General features: G+C 59.7%; 13 protein-coding genes. 8 read left to right on the plus strand and 5 right to left on the minus strand.

What is annotated here, in order from left to right; all coding sequences use genetic code 11:
- The first annotated feature begins 114 nt into the window (after positions 1-114).
- On the plus strand, positions 115-1,857 hold the full coding sequence (locus tag AC13RE_RS21660) for a cation:proton antiporter domain-containing protein (protein ID WP_112603396.1): 1,743 nt from the start codon (positions 115-117) through the stop codon (positions 1,855-1,857).
- Between the two features lie 4 nt (positions 1,858-1,861).
- Here the strand turns inward: AC13RE_RS21660 and AC13RE_RS21665 are convergent, their stop codons facing one another.
- Both AC13RE_RS21665 and AC13RE_RS21670 read right to left on the minus strand, forming a co-directional pair.
- Positions 1,862-2,773: an acetamidase/formamidase family protein gene (locus AC13RE_RS21665; protein ID WP_488564453.1), complete on the minus strand. Its 912-nt coding sequence runs from the start codon at positions 2,771-2,773 to the stop codon at positions 1,862-1,864.
- A 143-nt stretch (positions 2,774-2,916) separates the two neighbouring features.
- Complete coding sequence (locus AC13RE_RS21670) at positions 2,917-3,867, minus strand: GlxA family transcriptional regulator (protein WP_488564454.1); 951 nt, start codon at positions 3,865-3,867, stop codon at positions 2,917-2,919.
- A gap of 85 nt (positions 3,868-3,952) precedes the next feature.
- On the opposite strand from AC13RE_RS21670, the gene AC13RE_RS21675 reads away from it, so the two are divergent.
- The 3 genes from AC13RE_RS21675 to AC13RE_RS21685 all read left to right on the plus strand — a co-directional run bounded on the left by AC13RE_RS21675 (position 3,953) and on the right by AC13RE_RS21685 (position 7,099).
- A complete protein-coding gene (locus AC13RE_RS21675) occupies positions 3,953-4,642 on the plus strand; it encodes a DJ-1/PfpI family protein (RefSeq protein ID WP_488564455.1) in 690 nt (229 codons plus the stop codon).
- A gap of 260 nt (positions 4,643-4,902) precedes the next feature.
- Positions 4,903-5,901 (plus strand): alpha/beta hydrolase, encoded by a 999-nt coding sequence (locus AC13RE_RS21680; protein ID WP_488564466.1) that lies wholly within the window; start codon positions 4,903-4,905, stop codon positions 5,899-5,901.
- Positions 5,902-6,265: 364 nt separating this feature from the next.
- Entirely contained in the window at positions 6,266-7,099 is an 834-nt protein-coding gene (locus AC13RE_RS21685; protein ID WP_488564456.1) for an alpha/beta fold hydrolase, read from the plus strand.
- A 76-nt stretch (positions 7,100-7,175) separates the two neighbouring features.
- Here AC13RE_RS21685 and AC13RE_RS21690 read toward each other — a convergent pair whose 3' ends face one another.
- Positions 7,176-7,349, minus strand: a complete 174-nt coding sequence (locus AC13RE_RS21690) for a hypothetical protein (protein ID WP_015342656.1) — start codon at positions 7,347-7,349, stop codon at positions 7,176-7,178.
- 239 nt (positions 7,350-7,588) lie between these two features.
- Here AC13RE_RS21690 and htpG point away from each other — a divergent pair, with 239 nt between their 5' ends.
- From htpG to AC13RE_RS21710, 4 genes are all read left to right on the plus strand, one after another.
- Positions 7,589-9,478 (plus strand): molecular chaperone HtpG, encoded by a 1,890-nt coding sequence (htpG, locus tag AC13RE_RS21695; RefSeq protein ID WP_488564457.1) that lies wholly within the window; start codon positions 7,589-7,591, stop codon positions 9,476-9,478.
- 273 nt (positions 9,479-9,751) lie between these two features.
- Positions 9,752-10,525, plus strand: coding sequence for a siderophore-interacting protein (locus tag AC13RE_RS21700; protein WP_488564458.1), 774 nt, complete (start codon positions 9,752-9,754; stop codon positions 10,523-10,525).
- A 376-nt stretch (positions 10,526-10,901) separates the two neighbouring features.
- A complete protein-coding gene (locus tag AC13RE_RS21705; RefSeq protein ID WP_488564459.1) occupies positions 10,902-12,602 on the plus strand; it encodes a type I secretion system permease/ATPase in 1,701 nt (566 codons plus the stop codon).
- On the plus strand, positions 12,599-13,909 hold the full coding sequence (locus AC13RE_RS21710; protein WP_488564460.1) for an HlyD family type I secretion periplasmic adaptor subunit: 1,311 nt from the start codon (positions 12,599-12,601) through the stop codon (positions 13,907-13,909). Before AC13RE_RS21705 ends, AC13RE_RS21710 begins: the two co-directional genes overlap by 4 nt.
- Before the next feature lie 91 nt (positions 13,910-14,000).
- Here AC13RE_RS21710 and eglC read toward each other — a convergent pair whose 3' ends face one another.
- Both eglC and AC13RE_RS21720 read right to left on the minus strand, forming a co-directional pair.
- On the minus strand, positions 14,001-15,437 hold the full coding sequence (gene eglC / locus AC13RE_RS21715; protein WP_488482532.1) for an endo-1,3-1,4-beta-glycanase EglC: 1,437 nt from the start codon (positions 15,435-15,437) through the stop codon (positions 14,001-14,003).
- Positions 15,438-15,729: 292 nt separating this feature from the next.
- Positions 15,730-15,939, minus strand: a 210-nt coding sequence (locus AC13RE_RS21720) for a hypothetical protein (protein WP_488564461.1), incomplete at its 5' end; no start/stop codon positions are given.

A 15,939-nucleotide genomic window follows, 5' to 3' on the forward strand; every position in this document is an offset into this window, starting at 1 on the left:
GCGATGTTTTCCCTTAGGTTTCATATCTCCCGTAGACGGCCTGGCAAAAGCGATGCTAGGTAGCCTTTCAAAGAGGGAAACAGGCTTTAACGCCGTGAAACGGGAAGGACAGCCGTGCCGCACGACGTTGCATTGATCGCATTGATTGCCGCGGGCTTCGTATTCGCGGCCATTTTCGGCTATCTGGCCGACAGGCTGCATCTGCCGCCGCTGGTCGGCTATCTGGTGGCTGGCGTCATCATAGGCTCGTCCACCCCTGGTTTCGTCGCCGATGTTTCCCTCGCATCGCAATTGGCCGAGATCGGCGTCATCCTGCTGATGTTCGGCGTCGGCCTGCATTTCTCGGCCGCTGATTTGCTGGCGGTACGCGGCGTCGCCATTCCCGGAGCCATCGGCCAGATTGCGATTGCGACGCTGCTCGGTGTGGGTTTGACGTCGCTATGGGGCTGGAGCGTCGGCGCCGGCGTGGTCTTCGGCCTGAGCCTGGCCGTTGCCAGTACCGTCGTGCTTTTGAAGGCATTGGAAGAACGCAATCTCGTGAGTTCGACCAATGGCCGTGTCGCCGTCGGCTGGCTGATTGTCGAAGATCTGGCCATGGTGCTTGCGCTCGTGCTCTTGCCGGCCTTTGCCGGTGTTTTGGGCGGTCATGCGGATGCCGGTGGCCACGCCGCTTCCGGTTCGATCTGGCTGACGATCGGCATGACGCTGCTCAAGGTCGCAGCCTTCGCGGCTGTCGCGATCTTCATTGGCCCGCGTGTGGTGCCATGGCTCCTGACCTCGGTTGCGCGCACGGGTTCGCGCGAACTTTTCACGCTGTCGGTGCTGGCAATTGCGCTCGGCATTGCCTTCGGTGCGGCAGAAATCTTCGGCGTATCCTTTGCGCTCGGCGCCTTCTTTGCCGGCCTCGTGATGAGTGAATCGCATCTCAGCCACAGGGCGGCGGCTGACTCCCTGCCATTGCAGAATGCCTTTTCGGTGCTGTTCTTCGTGTCCGTCGGCATGCTCTTCGATCCGTCGGTTTTGATCCGCGAACCGCTGATGATTATCGGCGTGCTTGCTCTGATCATGCTCGGCAAGGCGTTGATCGCTTTCTGTGTCGTGCTGCTGCTGCGCTATCCCGCCAGCATCGGCTTTGCAGTTGCGGCCGGACTTGCGCAGATCGGCGAATTCTCCTTCATTCTGGCCGGCCTCGGCGTCTCGCTCGGGCTACTGACGCGGGAAGGACAGGATCTCATCCTTGCCGGTGCGATCCTGTCGATCACGCTCAATCCGCTGGCTTTCTATGCCACGGAAAAGCTGGAAAACTGGGCCTTTGCGCGCTGGCCCTTCCTGGCGAACAAATATGGCATGGCCAAGCAGGAGGCTCTTCGCCGCCAATTAGCCGTCATCAACAAGCAGCGCGAGGAGCGGGATCGCCAGCATCATCTCGAGATCGAGCAGCTCATCGAAACCTTCCCGATGTTTGCCGAACTTGATGATAACGAGCATGAGGAGCTTCTGCTGCTCTTCCGCCCGAGATCGGCGTCGCCCGGCGACCGGGTGATCAGAACCGGCGATCGCGGCGACAGCATGTTCTTCATCGCTTCGGGCGCTGTTGAGGTACAGCTGGAGGATGACGAGATCCGGCTCGGCGCCGGGGCCTTTTTCGGCGAAATGGCGCTATTGACGGGCGCGCGCCGCACGGCCGATGTCGTCGCTGTCGATTTCTGTCAGCTCTTCGTGCTGGATCGCCGCGACTTCAATCTGTTCATGTCGCGGCATCCACAGCTGCGTGCCGCCGTCAGCCGCATGGCGCGGGAGCGGCAGGAAAGCAATGTGTCGCGCCAGCGGCGCGACCTTTCCCAAGACGCAAGCTGATATTCTATCGGCGTTTCAGCCAGGATTTAGAAACGCGGCAGGCCATCGTGTAGGCGGGGTCGAAGACGTTGCCGACATCGTAGCGCACGACCTGACCGAGCAGGTGGCTGGCCGCAGTCTTGTCGAGACCGTAATCTGAGCCGAGCCAGCGTAGCATTTCGCTGGTGGCGTGTTGCAGAGCCTGATCGAGCGGCCGGGCATTGCCAATGGTGAAAATATCCTCTGCCGTCTCGCCGCGCGGCCAGACGATCGTCTTTTTCTTTTCGACGCTGAGGCGCACCGTCACTTCGAAAGTAGTCTCGATACCGGTGCCGACGATCTCGCCGTCTCCTTGCACGGCATGGCAGTCGCCGAGAAAGAAAAGCGCGCCAGGTGCCGCTACCGGAAACCAGATGGTCGTCCCTGGCCCGAGCAGACGATAATCCATGTTGCCGCCGAATTCGCCGCTGGTGGCCGTCGATATGGCCTGACCGAGAGACGGCGCGACCCCGAAGCAGCCGATCATCGGAGCAAGCGGCAGAGTAAGAGTTTCGAGACCTGCCACCGGTTCGGCCAGTCGCGCCGTAAGATTCTGGCGGTCGATCTGCCAGTACACCTTCTTGCTCGCCGGCAAGTCGCGCACGTCATGCGGGTCGACGACGTTGCTCGCCACCACACTGCGGGTGAAGCCCGTATCGCGCGTCGGCACCATTGCGAGGATCTCAATCTTGAGAGAATCTCCCGGTTCCGCGCCTTCGACGAAGATCGGCCCGTTCATCGGGTTCGGCCCCGATATGCGGTTGATGTCATGTTTGTCGTAGCCGGCGGCATCAAGGGTTTCGGTAACAACGGTATCGCCATCGGCAACATGCAAGGCCGGTGGCAGCGAGCCGATGACATTGTGATAATGGGTGGGGGCGAAACGGTGTACTGCCATCTTGCTTAAGCCTCGTGTGGGATCCGGTTGCCGCAGCCTATGATGAACCCGAATGTCTGGGAAAGAGCGCAGCGACCATATTTATGCATAAAGGCCATTTCGCTTGAGGGTGTGAGCAAATGTTTGCCAGTCGCAGACTGGCTTCAAGCAAAATGATCGCGAAATGCCTGCGGCGTGGTCCCGAATTTTCGCATGAAATTGCGCCGCATGGTTTCTTCAGAACTGAAGCCGCAGCGCATGCGCGCCTGATGCACGCTCAGGCCTTCTTCCAGAAGGCGGCGGGCTGCCTCGATGCGGATTTCCTCCACCGCGCGCGCAGGCGTCCGTCCGGTCGCTTTCAGATAATGGCGAGAGAAGCTGCGTGCGCTCATATTCGCCTGCTCGGCAAGCGCCGGCAGGGAAAGATCGGAGCGCAGATTGTCCATGATCCAGCCATGCAGACGGTCGAAGCGTTCGCCGCCGTCCTGGAGCTTCAGCGCCACACTGAACTGCGCCTGACCGCCCGGTCGCTTGAGGAAGACGACGAGTTCGCGAGCCACGGAAAGCGCCAGCGAACGGCCGAGATCGGCCTCGACCAAAGCAAGTGAAAGATCGATGCCGGCAGTCACGCCGGCGGAACTCCAGATCTGCCCGTCCTGGACAAAGATCGGATCGGGCTCGAGCTTCACCTGCGGAAAGCGCTTGGCAAATTCTTCGCAACGATTCCAATGGGTCGCTGCCCGCCGCCCATCCAGAAGACCGGCTTCCGCAAGCAGAAAGGCGCCGCTGCAGACGGAGGCTATCCGACGAGCATTCGCGGCTCGCCGGCGCACCCATTCGATCAGGCCGAGGTTCTCACAGGCTTTATTGACGCCCCAGCCGCCGGCGATGATCAAGGTGTCGAGCGGAATATCGCTACTGCCGAGTGGGGCGGTCATCAGCGCGAGACCCGAGCTGGTTCGGGTCTGTGGATTTTCTGCGACAACGATGGCTTCGTAGGGTTTTGGCTGATCGAGCTCACGCGCCGCCTCGTTGGCGCTGGTGAAAACCTGCAGCGGACCCGTGATGTCAAGCAGTTGGGCGTTGTCGAAGGCAAGAATTTCGATGCGGCGCATGATTGGCAAAAAATGACGGTGGTTTGGCAAATGTGCCAGAGCATTGTCGCATAGGCTTAGAAAAGTCAATTATCGGAGACACGTCATGACCATCCGCTTCGGCCTGCTTGCCTTTCCAGGCGTCCAGCAACTCGATCTGACCGCACCCTACGAGGTATTCGCCTCGATGGATGATGCGGAGGTGCATCTCTTGTGGAAGGACACGTCGGCCATAGTGTCGGCAACGAAGCTGGTGTTGCAGCCGACGACGACGTTTGCCGAATGCCCGCCGCTTGACGTCATCTGCGTACCCGGTGGCGTCGGCGTCAATGCGTTGCTGGGGGATGCGGACGTTCTGAGCTTCGTCCGGAAACAGGCGGCTCAAGCCCGCTTCGTAACATCGGTGTGCACCGGTTCTCTCGTCCTTGGCGCGGCCGGCCTGCTCAAGGGCAAGAAGGCTACGAGCCATTGGAATGCGCTTGATTTCCTCGAGAGTTTCGGAGCCGTTGCCACGCCGGGGCGCGTCGTACGGGATGGCAATCTCTTCACCGCGGGCGGCGTTACGGCCGGTATCGATTTCGGACTGACGATCGTTGCCACCTTGCGCGGTCGGGAGGAAGCCGAAGCGATCCAGTTGTCGCTGGAATACGCGCCCGAGCCGCCATTTCATTCCGGATTGCCCGAGAAGGTCAGCGTTGAGGTGTTGGCCAGAACCAGGCAGCGCCTTGCGGGCTCGAGAATGGCACGGCAGGCGATCATCGCTCGCCTCGCGGCGGCCAGGCATGGGGCTGAATGAAAAGGACTTGTCCACCGGCGCTGTCACCTCAATGAAACGGAGCACCGATAGGGAAGCGATCATCGGTTGATCATGTCGAGGCGATGAATGATGGGCAGGTGGATGAATGGAATTCCTGTCCCATCTCGCCCACCATACTTGACACAAATAGCTTTTCTGCGACCGTGGCATCACGATGGCGTCCACGGCCTTGCGGGGAAAAGGCTTATTTGATGAACGAGTTCCGATCACTGCGCTGGATATGTTGCTTCATCATGGCAATGGCCGTTCTGATAGGCGCAGGCCCATGGTTGATATCGCAAGCTGCAGCCGCCGAAACCTCCGAGATCGCCCCGCAGACTAAGGCTTCAAGCGAGCAGATCGAGAAGCTGATCGGCACTTTGCGCGATAGCGGTGCGGTGTTCGGAACCGATCTGTTGCAGCGTCGCTCCGGCTTCGAGAAGCTCATGGCATCGACGCCAGGCCCGGCGCGTGTCCAGATACGGCGTGTCGACGCGAACGGTGTGGATGGTGATCTCATCTGGCCGGCTCGGCTGCATCATCCAATCGGCCGACGCGCCATTCTTTATCTGCATGGCGGCGGTTTCTATAGCGGCTCGCTTCGGACGCACGCCAACATCGCGGGTTCGTTCGCCAAGGCGGCCTCGGCCGATGTGCTGTTGGTCGACTATCGCCTCGCGCCCGAAAATCGCTTCCCCGCGCAAAGAGACGATGCCATTGCGGCTTATCGCTGGCTTCTGACATCGGGCTACAAGGCCGGCAACATCGTTATCGCCGGCGAGTCGGTTGGCGCAACTCTGGCCATCGAAGTCGTTTTGAACCAGCTTAGGCTGAGTGGTCCGCTTCCCGCTGCTGTGGTCGCGATGAGCCCGATCACCGACTTCGCCGCAACGGGGGCGTCTCTGGCCGCCAACGCTGCCAGCGATCCTTTCATGAACAAGGCCGAGCTGACCCTCATCCATGATGCGTTTGCGCGTGATCGTCCGGCAGTCGATCCCGACATGTCGCCGTTCTATGGCAATGTCTCGGGGTTTCCCCCACTGTTGATCCAGGTCGGCGGGCGTGAGGCACTGCTCGATGATATCTCGCGGTTTGCGGACAAGGTACGCCAGGCGGGCGGCAATGTGAGCCTGGAAGTTTGGCCGGGAATGATCCATCAATGGCAGATTTTCCCGTTCTGGCTCGACGATGCAAGGAAGTCGAACGAACGCGTTGCACAGTTCGCGATCGCGCATTTTGTCGATAAGCCGATGCAATAATTGTTGTGCAGTTATGAGCAGTTAAGCAGCGCCTGATTTCGAAACTCTCGTTCGAAAGGCCGCTATGGCTTCACAAGTCCGCGAACCTAGATCACTGCCCTTCAATTAATTATCGCAATAAATAATCGCTAGATAATTTTCTTATGGACATAAGAGTCGAAATGCACTAGGCACATAGATGTCGCGATAATAAATCGCACGATAAATTTAAGTGGAGATTGAAATGAGCCAGTCGATCCCTCAAGCTACTCGTCGGGGCGTTATGACAGCCGGGCTTGGCCTTGCCGCCGCTGCAGCTGTCAGCCCCTTCGCTCAACCTGCACAAGCCTCTACAAAGCAATCAACTTCGAAAGGTAAGGACACAATGAGCAGCAGCACGATCACCACCAAGGACGGGACGCAGATCTTCTACAAGGACTGGGGGACGGGCCAGCCGATCGTCTTCCATCACGGATGGCCCCTGAGCTCCGACGATTGGGACGCCCAGATGCTCTTCTTCCTTCACCAGGGCTACCGCGTCATCGCTCACGACCGCCGCGGCCATGGCCGCTCCAGCCAGACGGCGACCGGAAATGAAATGGATACCTATGCCGCCGATGTCGCGGCCCTTGCCGAGCATCTCGATCTCAAGGGCGCCATTCATGTCGGCCATTCGACAGGCGGCGGCGAAGTTGCACGCTATGTCGCCCAGTATGGCGGCCACGGCCGTGTTTCCAAGGCCGTACTGATCGGCGCTGTACCGCCGATCATGGTCAAGTCCGACAAGAACCCCGGCGGCCTGCCGCTGGAAGTCTTTGACGGCTTCCGCGCTGCGCTTGCAGCCAACCGCGCTCAATTCTTCCGTGATGTTCCTTCAGGGCCATTCTACGGTTTCAATCGTCCCGGCGCCGTTGTTTCGCAGGGCGTTATCGACAATTGGTGGCGCCAGGGCATGATGGGCGGCACCAAGGCCCATTATGATTGCATCAAGGCTTTCTCCGAAACGGACTTCACCGAAGACTTGAAGAAGATCGAAGTGCCGACGCTGGTCATGCATGGCGACGACGACCAGATCGTGCCGATCGCGGACTCGGCCCTTCTGTCCTCTAAGCTGCTGAAGAACGGCACGCTCAAGGTTTACAAGGGCTTCCCGCACGGCATGGCGACGACGCATGCGGACGTGATCAACGCGGACCTGCTCGCCTTCTTCAAGGCCTAAGCAATCCGAAGATCATGCGCCCGCCGAAAGGCGGGCGCTTTACAGCCTGCCGGGTGCTGTTACCACCCCCACCATTTCAGCTGTCGAGTTTCAACGAAAGCTGAACGGCGCGCGGCAAGGGCGGTAGCGGCCGGCTGATTTCGACACGGCGCGTCCATGTGGCGCGCCGTTCCTGTTCGCGCTCCCGAAGGGCCTTCGAGACAGCGACAAAGGTCATTGCACGTTCGATGACTTGCTCGGCTTTGGTCATGGACATCTCCATATGTTCACTTTATGTTCTCATGTTGATCTCATAAAGTCAAGCTTCGGGCTTTGTGCCGTTAGGTCTCCGATATTCCGCCCGCGCGTTTCATGATGGCTGGAAAGCTGGAGCGGCACCTTCTATCGCGGCCGAAGGCCAACCTTATTGGCAGCTCAAGCTTGAAATTTCCCTCGTCTTCCGCCACCTGTTCGGCGCGACTTTCAACATTCCCAGGAGACTAGACGCATATGACAACCACCACCGCAGAAATGACCGCCGAGAGCCACGTCTTCGAGGCCGACGTTGCCCGCCTTCTGCATATGATGGTTCACTCGGTTTATTCGGACAAGGATGTCTTCCTGCGCGAGCTGATCTCGAACGCGGCCGATGCCTGCGAGAAGCTGCGTTACGAGGCGATTGCGCAGCCCGGCCTGCTTGCGAACGATCCCGACAGCCGCATCCTGCTGACGCTCGACGCCGATGGCGGCAAGCTCATCGTGGAAGATAACGGCATCGGCATGAGCCGCGACGAGATGATCGAGGCGCTCGGCACGATCGCCCGCTCCGGCACGCGCGCTTTCATGGAGCGCATCGAGGCCAACAAGCAGGGCGAGGGAGCGCAACTCATCGGCCAGTTCGGCGTCGGCTTCTATTCCTGTTTCATGGTGGCCGATCGCGTCGACGTCATCTCGCGCCGCGCCGGTGCCGAGGATGCCTGGCTCTGGTCTTCGGACGGCAAGGGCGGCTACAGCGTTGCGCCCGTCGACGTCAGCGAGGCGCCGGCGCGCGGCACCCGCATCACGCTGCATCTGATGGAAGACGCTAAAAGCTATGCCTCGCGCTGGAGCGTCGAGCGCATCGTCAAGGAGCAGTCCGGTCATGTCCCGGTGCCGATCAAGATCGCCGAGAAGCCGGGTGAGGAAGCAACTCAGCTGACCGACGGCACCGCGCTCTGGACGAAGTCGAAGAACGACATCACGTCTGAAGAATATACCGATTTCTATCGCGGCGTTTCCGGCCAGTATGACGAGCCGGCGCTGACGGTGCATTTCCGCGCCGAGGGTCGTCACGAATATTCGGCACTTGCCTTCGTGCCCGGCTCGCAACCTTTCGATCTCTTCGATCCGGATCGCAAGGGTCGCATGAAGCTCTATGTGAAGCGCGTCTTCATCACCGACGAGGCGGAATTGCTGCCGCGCTATCTCCGTTTCGTACGCGGTCTGGTCGATACGTCCGACCTGCCGCTTAACGTCTCGCGCGAGATGATCCAGGAAAGCCCTATCCTAACGGCGATCCGCAAGGGTGTCACCAACCGCATCATTACGGCGATCGAGAAGCAGGCGGAGAGCGATCACGACGCCTTCCTGAAGATCTGGGAGAATTTCGGCAGTCTTATCAAGGAAGGCATCTACGAAGATTTCGAGCGTCGCTCTCAGCTTCTGGCGCTGTCGCGCTTCCGCACCACGACTTCGGGCGAGGGCTATCGTTCACTTGCCGACTACATTAGGGATGCCAAGGAAGGCCAGCAGTCGATCTACTATCTCGTCGGTGGCAGCCTTGAGCAGCTGAAAGCTTCGCCGCAGCTCGAAGGCTTCCGTGCCCGCGGCATCGAAGTTCTGTTGCTCACCGATTCCGTCGACAGCTTCTGGGTGACCAATGCCCCGGAATTCGAGGGCAAAAGCTTCAAGTCGATCACGCAAGGGTCCGCGGATCTCGCCCAGTTCAAGAAGCAGGATGAGGATAAGCCGGAAAGCGAAAGCGCACCCGCCGAAGTCCAGGCTTTCCTCGACTATGCCAAGCAAAAGCTTGCCGATGAAGTATCCGATGTCCGCGCATCCGATCGCCTGATCGAAAGCGCCGTCTGCCTCGTCGCGTCCGAGCAGGGTTATGACCGCCAGCTGGAAAAAATCTTGCAGGGGGCTGGCCGCCTGCAGTCCGGCGCCAAGCCGATCCTTGAAATCAACATGGATCATCCGGTCGTCAAGGCGATTGCCGCCAAGGCGGATGCGTCGTCCCTGCGCGACGATGCGGCCTTCCTGCTGCTCGATCAGGCCCGCGTTCTTGACGGCGACAAGCCGGCCGATCCGCGCGCTTTTGCCGAGCGCCTGGCGCGACTGATGGAGAAGGCGCTGCAGTGATCAATCAGGTCGGCACGGCTCTGAAAAGTCGTGCCGACCTGCTCGGCAGAGCTGGCGTCCGCCTGGGCGGTTGATGCAAAAACTTGTCTCTAATTATCATCTTTTCGTTGCGCAAGGAGACGTCCTCTTCTATAGAGGGCGTGCACACTGGCCGGATCGCTCGGCCACGTAAGCGTTAACGTCACTCAACGCGTATGATCGAACGGCTCTGCGGCTTCGGTCTGCGCGACTGTGTCCTGCGGATCGAGATCGAAGCGCCTCGAAAGGACACCAATGGATACCCCCCATAATTCCAACACGGCCATCTCCGCCCCGAAGATCGAGCGCGTGCGCCATGAACTGAAGCGGCGCTTCCTGACGGTAACAGCCATTGACAGGATCACTCCCGGCATGCTGCGCATCCGGCTGGGCGGCGAAGATCTCGCCGATTTCGTAAGCCTTGCGCCCGACGACCACATCAAGGTGATGGTGCCGGGTGCCGGCGCGGAGATGGAGCGGCGCGACTATACGCCTCGCCAATACGATACCGAGGCGCGAACGCTCGTCCTCGATTTTGCCGTCCACGAGGCGGGCCCCGCCACGCAATGGGCGCTCGACGCTTGCGTCGGCGACAGGCTGGAGATCGGCGGCCCTCGCGGCTCGGCCGTCGTGTCCGCGGATATCGAGAATTGGCTGCTGATCGGCGACGAGACGGCGCTGCCGGCCATCGGCCGCCGGATTGAAGAGGCGCGAGCGGGTGCGCGTATAACGGCGGTCGTCGCGGTTGCCGATGCGCGCGAACATCAGGCATTTCAGACCGATGCGCAGCTGGATATGCGCTGGGCATATCGGCCTCTCTCGGAGGCAGCGGATCCGTCCTCGCTTCTGAAGATACTTCAGTCGATCGATATGGCCCCGGGTACTTTCGTCTGGATCGCCGCCGAAGCCTCCGTCACCCGTGCCTTGCGCTCCTACCTAGTCGAAGAACGCGGCTATCCGCTGAGCTGGATCAAGGCATCCGGCTATTGGGTCAAGGGCAAGGCCGATACGACGGAGAAATTCGACTGAATGCAGGCACTCGGGCGGCGGGATGTCGCCCGCTTCGGCCGATGTGAACTCAACGCATCTTGCCGGAACCGGCGACTGACCCATTTCATGGCGCAATTGTCCCGCAAATGGACAGGGTGTCCTATGCTAAGATTGGGTTCACCGAAACTGCATTTCGAGCAGATTTCGACTTCCTAAATTATATGGGATCACCGAAGGTTAGGTACGAAGCGAGAGTGGCGGCTGATGCCGTTTGACGATCGCCTCATAGGTTTATGGTGCCGAACGGGAGGCGGCATCATGAACTTGATTAGAAGCCCTGCCGTACGCGACGGCCAATGTTGAGGATCGACGCAAGGTGCTTGCCGTCCCGAAAGACTCGCCGCAAACATTCGCTATGCTGATGTTGTCGGCGCTTCGCAAGGCCTTCATCGGCATCGCTCTAGCGAGCGCTGCCATCAATGTGCTGACGCTGACCGGCTCCTTTTTCATGCTGCAGGTTTATGATCGGGTCATTCCGAGCCATAGCCTGCCGACATTGTCCGGTCTCGTCATCATCGTCGTGACCCTCTACCTGTTTCAGGGCGTAATCGAATTCCTGCGCTCCATGCTGCTTATGCGCATCGGCATGTCGCTCGACGAGCGCCTAAACAGGAAGGTTTTCGGCGCGCTTCTGTTCCTACCGAGCAAAAAACAGACGTCGGACGATGGGCTGCAATCGGTGCGTGATCTCGAGCAGATTCGCTCCTTCCTTTCCGGCAGCGGTTCGACGGCGCTGTTCGATCTGCCCTGGGTGCCGTTCTATCTGCTCCTTTGCTTTCTGTTCCACTTCTGGATCGGTTTCACCGCTCTTTGCGGTGCCTTGCTGCTCGTCGGCATTACCGTGGCTGCCGAAATGCTGTCCCGTCGACCGGCCCTGGAGGCGGCTAGGTCTTCCGCGGCGCGTCTCGGCTTCGCTCAGGCCGCGCGGCGGAATTGGGAGGCTGCTATTGCCATGGGATTTTCCGGCCGGCTCACCGATAAATGGGCTGTCATGAATGAGGATTACCTCAGGTACCAGGCGATAGCGAGCACCCGCGTCGGCGCGCTGACCATCGCCGCAAAGATCGCGCGCATGATGCTGCAATCCGGCGTGCTTGCCGTCGGCGCGATCCTTGTCATTCGCCAGGAAGCCACGGGAGGCATCATCATTGCGAGTTCGATCCTGGTGACGCGGGCGCTGGCGCCCGTCGAGCTTGCGATCGGCCAATGGAAGGGTTTTGTGGCTGCACGCCAGGGCTGGACGCGGCTTGCCGCACTCCTCGACGCCGCGCCGCCCGCGCCGCAGGCCTTCGCCTTGCCCACGCCGTCACGGGAACTCAGCGTCGAGAACATCACCGTGACGTCGCCCGGCAGCCGCGATTTTATCCTGCGCAATGTCTCGTTCAAGATATCGGCGGGAACCATACTCGGCGTCATCGGCCCGAGCGCATCGGGCAAGTCTTCGCTGGCACGTGCGATTGCTGGCTTGTGGCCGGTTGCAATCGGCTCCGTGCGGCTCGATCGTGCCGCGCTTTCGCAATGGGATACCGACGAGCTTGGGCAGCATATCGGCTATCTGCCGCAGGATGTAGACCTCTTCGATGGCACTATCGCCGAGAATATTTCGCGTTTTGCCGAGGACATGCCGACGGAGCCGATCATCGCGGCGGCGAAGGCGGCCGGTGTCTACGACATGATCGTCAAGCTCCCGGACGGCTTCGATACGAAGATCGGCGAAGGCGGATCGCGCCTTTCGGCCGGGCAGAGGCAGCGCATAGCCTTGGCGAGAGCGCTTTACGGCGATCCATTTCTAGTGGTTCTCGACGAGCCGAATTCCAATCTGGATGCGGAAGGCGAGGCTGCACTGACGGCGGCGCTTGCAGTTGTGAAGGACAGGGGCGGCATTGCAATCGTTATTGCCCACAGGCCAAGCGCTCTCGCCGCTGCCGATACGGTGTTGATCATTGCCGGCGGTCAGGTTCAGGCATTCGGGCCAAAGAAGGATATCCTTGGTCCATCGCCCAAGCAGCTCGGAACAACGCATCTGGCCATAGCCGGTGGGGAGACGCACGGATGATCGGCAAGGCCTCGTCATCGAACGAACGTATGATCCGCCGCCTGTCGCTGCTGGTGGTAGCGGTCATCCTTCTATTGTTTGGTGTCATGGGCGGCCTTGCCGCCGCGACCAAGATCGCCGGGGCGGTGATCGCGTCCGGCACGCTTGTCGTCGACAGCTATGTAAAGCCGATAAAGCACCTGAAGGGCGGCATTGTCCGCGCAATCCTCGTGAAGAACGGCGAGCATGTCGCCGCGGGCCAGGTGCTCGTCCGGCTGGACGACACCCAGACCCGGGCCAACCTCTCCATCATCCGCAAGCGGCTCAACGAGCTTTCCGCCCGCACGGCGCGTCTAACGGCGGAGCGCGACGGCAAACAGGAGATCGCCTTTCCAGCAGATCTCCTTTCATCTGCCGGAAACGCGGATGTCGCGGCCATTCTGGCCGGCGAGCGGCGGCTCTTTTTCGATCGGCAGGCATCGCGCGAAGGGCAGAAATCGCAGCTTCACGAGCGCATTCAACAGCTCAACCGGGAGATCGAAGGGCTCATAGCACAGGAAGAGGGCAAACGGCGGGAAATCGCGCTCATTGCGAAGGAGCTCGGAAGTCTCGAAGGCCTGCTCAACCAGGGCATTATCTCGGCGACAAAGGTCTACTCCCTGCAGCGGGAAAGCGCTTCGCTGAACGGCGATCTCGGAAACCTCGTCTCGTCCATCGCCCAGACCCGGGGCAAGATCGCGGAAACCGAACTGCAGATCCTGCAGATCGATGCAGACCGCAGTTCGGAAGTGTCCGAGCAATTGCGTCAGGCCGAGAGCGATAGCGGCCAGTTTTCCGAGCGTCTGGTAGCGGCTGAAGATGACTTGAAGCGGATCGACATCAAGGCACCTCAGGCTGGTATCATCGACCAGCTGAGCATCCATGCCGCAGGGGCCGTCATCTCGCCTGCAGAAGCGATCCTGCAGATAGTCCCGGATAAGGATGCGCTGGTGGCGGAGCTTAAACTTGCGCCGCAGGATATCGACCAGATTACCGTGGGCCAGGCGGTATCCCTGCGCTTTCCCGCCTTCAATCAGCGGATCACCCCGGAGCTGAATGGGCACGTCGATACGATCTCGGCGGATCTGACGACGGATCAGCGTTCGGGACAAAGCTACTATGTCGTGCGGGTCAAGGTGGCAAAGCCTGAATGGGAAAGGCTCGGAGCCCTGACGCCATTGCCGGGTATGCCGGTGGAAGCCTTTCTGCAGACGGGCGAGAGAAGCGTTCTTGCCTATCTGACAAAGCCGATGACCGACCAGATCCGGCGGGCGTTCAGGGAGGATTAGGGTGGTCTCGATTGAGCTGCGGCATTTCCCCAGCGGCCGCTCGACACAAATCGGGCGGCCGCTGGGGGAATGGATCAAGTTCCGAGACCGGTCAGATATGCCAGTCCGTCGTATGGGCGGATTGGGCCGAGGTGGCCAGCTGGGCGGCGTGATCGTCCAGCGAATAGGCCTTGATATAGTCGATCTTCATCTCGGATCCGTTCGGGAGTCCATCCGTCGGAGTGCCCGCTACGCCGCCCACTGCGAGGTCGACTAGCATGTACATCGGACCATGCATATCGGCCGGCGTATCGGCATGGGCGACGGCAACGTCGTCGAAATACCAGACGATCTGATCCTTGTCCCAGAGCACGCCGTAATTGTGGAAGCCGTTCGTACTCGGCACTTCCACCGGAATGGACGTCTTCGTGTGCTCACCGGTGGCATTCGAATGGACCGTGACATTCACCGTGGTTGGGTTCTGCCCGCGCATCTCCACCACATCGAGTTCCGGTGGCCAGGAACCATCCTCCGGCAGCAGCCAGAAGGCAGGCCAGACGCCCTGATTGTGCGGCATCTCCGCCCGCATTTCGAAATATCCGTAGGTCTGCGAGAAGGTGGAGTGGGTGGTCAGAAGCCCGGATGTGTAATCATGGTTCTCGACGATCGATTTCAGGGCATCCGGTGTCTGCTTTGCCGTGATCGTCAGAACACCGTTGGAGACGGAAAACGGGTTTGCCGAGGCGGTCGGCGCGTAAGAGGGGTTGATGTACCATTGCAGCTCATCGTTCAGGCTGCTGCCCTTGTCCGGCGCCCAAAAGTATTTAGCATCCCAGGTGCCCTGCGTTCCCTCGTGCAGCGAGAGCGTGTTGAAATCATCCGAAAAGGTCTGCGTCAGCGACGATCTGTCGAGCCCGAGCTGAAACTGGTCTTCATGCAGGTCGGAGATGGTCTTGTTGGCGAAGACCAGGCTTTCGCCATTGCCGAGATCGAGCCGGACATTGGCGCCTTCCTGCGTGGAATGGCTGACAACCTGATCGAAGGACGACAGGCCATACTGATTGAGCCTGACCTTGTCGTCATCGCTGAAATCGGTGATGAGATCGCTGCCGTTGCCTTTGCTGATGATGAAGGTATCGGCCCCGCCGCCGCCAATGAGCACATCGTTGCCGCCGCGTCCATCGATGGTCTGGCTGCCGCTGCCGCCGGTGATGATGTTGTCGGCGTCGTTGCCATAGGCATGGCGATTGTCGCCCGTAACGGTAAGATTTTCGACATTGGCGGGCAGCGTGTAATCCATCCAGGTGTTGATGGTATCGACACCGGCATTGGGGCCTTCAGAGACCCGATTGTTGCTCGAGTAGATATAATAGATGTCGTCACCCGTGCCGCCCATCAGCGTCACGTTGACGGTGTTGTCGCCCCATATGGAATCATTGCCTGCGGTGCCGTAAAGCACCGGGCCGGAGCCGGTGGCGGAAAAGTAGGCTGTCGACGTACCGCTATAGTAAAGTGGCTGTCCCAGGGCATTCAAAACTGAATTGGGCATCAGAATCCTCTTCCTTTGTGCCGGACGACCTCCTCCACAGACCTAATATTTCTCCCCGCTCATATGCATCACATAGCGTGCATTGTTTTTCTGCCCACCCCCGCAGCCAAGTTTTTTTGTCGCGCTATCCAAATCTGCTGGTTGGCAAGGCCCAATCATCGCGTTCATTTCTCCTGGCCGGGGCTTGGCCGTGGCGAGACATTGCGCAATCTGGCCGATGCCAAAAAGCTGAAATGCCTGAAGAATTCCGAGGAGTGGAAGCGGCCGGCTCGCTGTTCCTGGTTGCTTTGATTCAGATCCTATCGCCATTGTCGCCTGTAGGATGCGCCGCTGTTTTCAGCAGTGGAGGCATCATACGCCTATCTACCGATCCGCTTTCGCGCGTCATTCCTTTATAGACGAGGGGCTTCTGACGCGTCGTGCAATCCACATCGGTGGTATTTCCCTTAATAGAATTCAAGTCAAAGTAAATTTTACTATATGTAATATATAGATATATTAC

The organism is Martinezella sp. CNPSo 3959 (assembly GCF_057784355.1).

Coding starts and splice junctions, on each gene's coding strand:
- AC13RE_RS21685 (WP_488564456.1), top strand. CDS start 6,266: ATGAGCAGCAGCACGATCACCACCAAGGACGGGACGCAGATCTTCTAC.
- AC13RE_RS21675 (WP_488564455.1), top strand. CDS start 3,953: ATGACCATCCGCTTCGGCCTGCTTGCCTTTCCAGGCGTCCAGCAACTC.
- AC13RE_RS21705 (WP_488564459.1), top strand. CDS start 10,902: ATGCTGATGTTGTCGGCGCTTCGCAAGGCCTTCATCGGCATCGCTCTA.
- AC13RE_RS21680 (WP_488564466.1), top strand. CDS start 4,903: ATGGCCGTTCTGATAGGCGCAGGCCCATGGTTGATATCGCAAGCTGCA.
- AC13RE_RS21670 (WP_488564454.1), bottom strand. CDS start 3,867: ATGCGCCGCATCGAAATTCTTGCCTTCGACAACGCCCAACTGCTTGAC.
- AC13RE_RS21665 (WP_488564453.1), bottom strand. CDS start 2,773: ATGGCAGTACACCGTTTCGCCCCCACCCATTATCACAATGTCATCGGC.
- AC13RE_RS21690 (WP_015342656.1), bottom strand. CDS start 7,349: ATGACCAAAGCCGAGCAAGTCATCGAACGTGCAATGACCTTTGTCGCT.
- eglC (WP_488482532.1), bottom strand. CDS start 15,437: ATGCCCAATTCAGTTTTGAATGCCCTGGGACAGCCACTTTACTATAGC.
- htpG (WP_488564457.1), top strand. CDS start 7,589: ATGACAACCACCACCGCAGAAATGACCGCCGAGAGCCACGTCTTCGAG.
- AC13RE_RS21700 (WP_488564458.1), top strand. CDS start 9,752: ATGGATACCCCCCATAATTCCAACACGGCCATCTCCGCCCCGAAGATC.
- AC13RE_RS21710 (WP_488564460.1), top strand. CDS start 12,599: ATGATCGGCAAGGCCTCGTCATCGAACGAACGTATGATCCGCCGCCTG.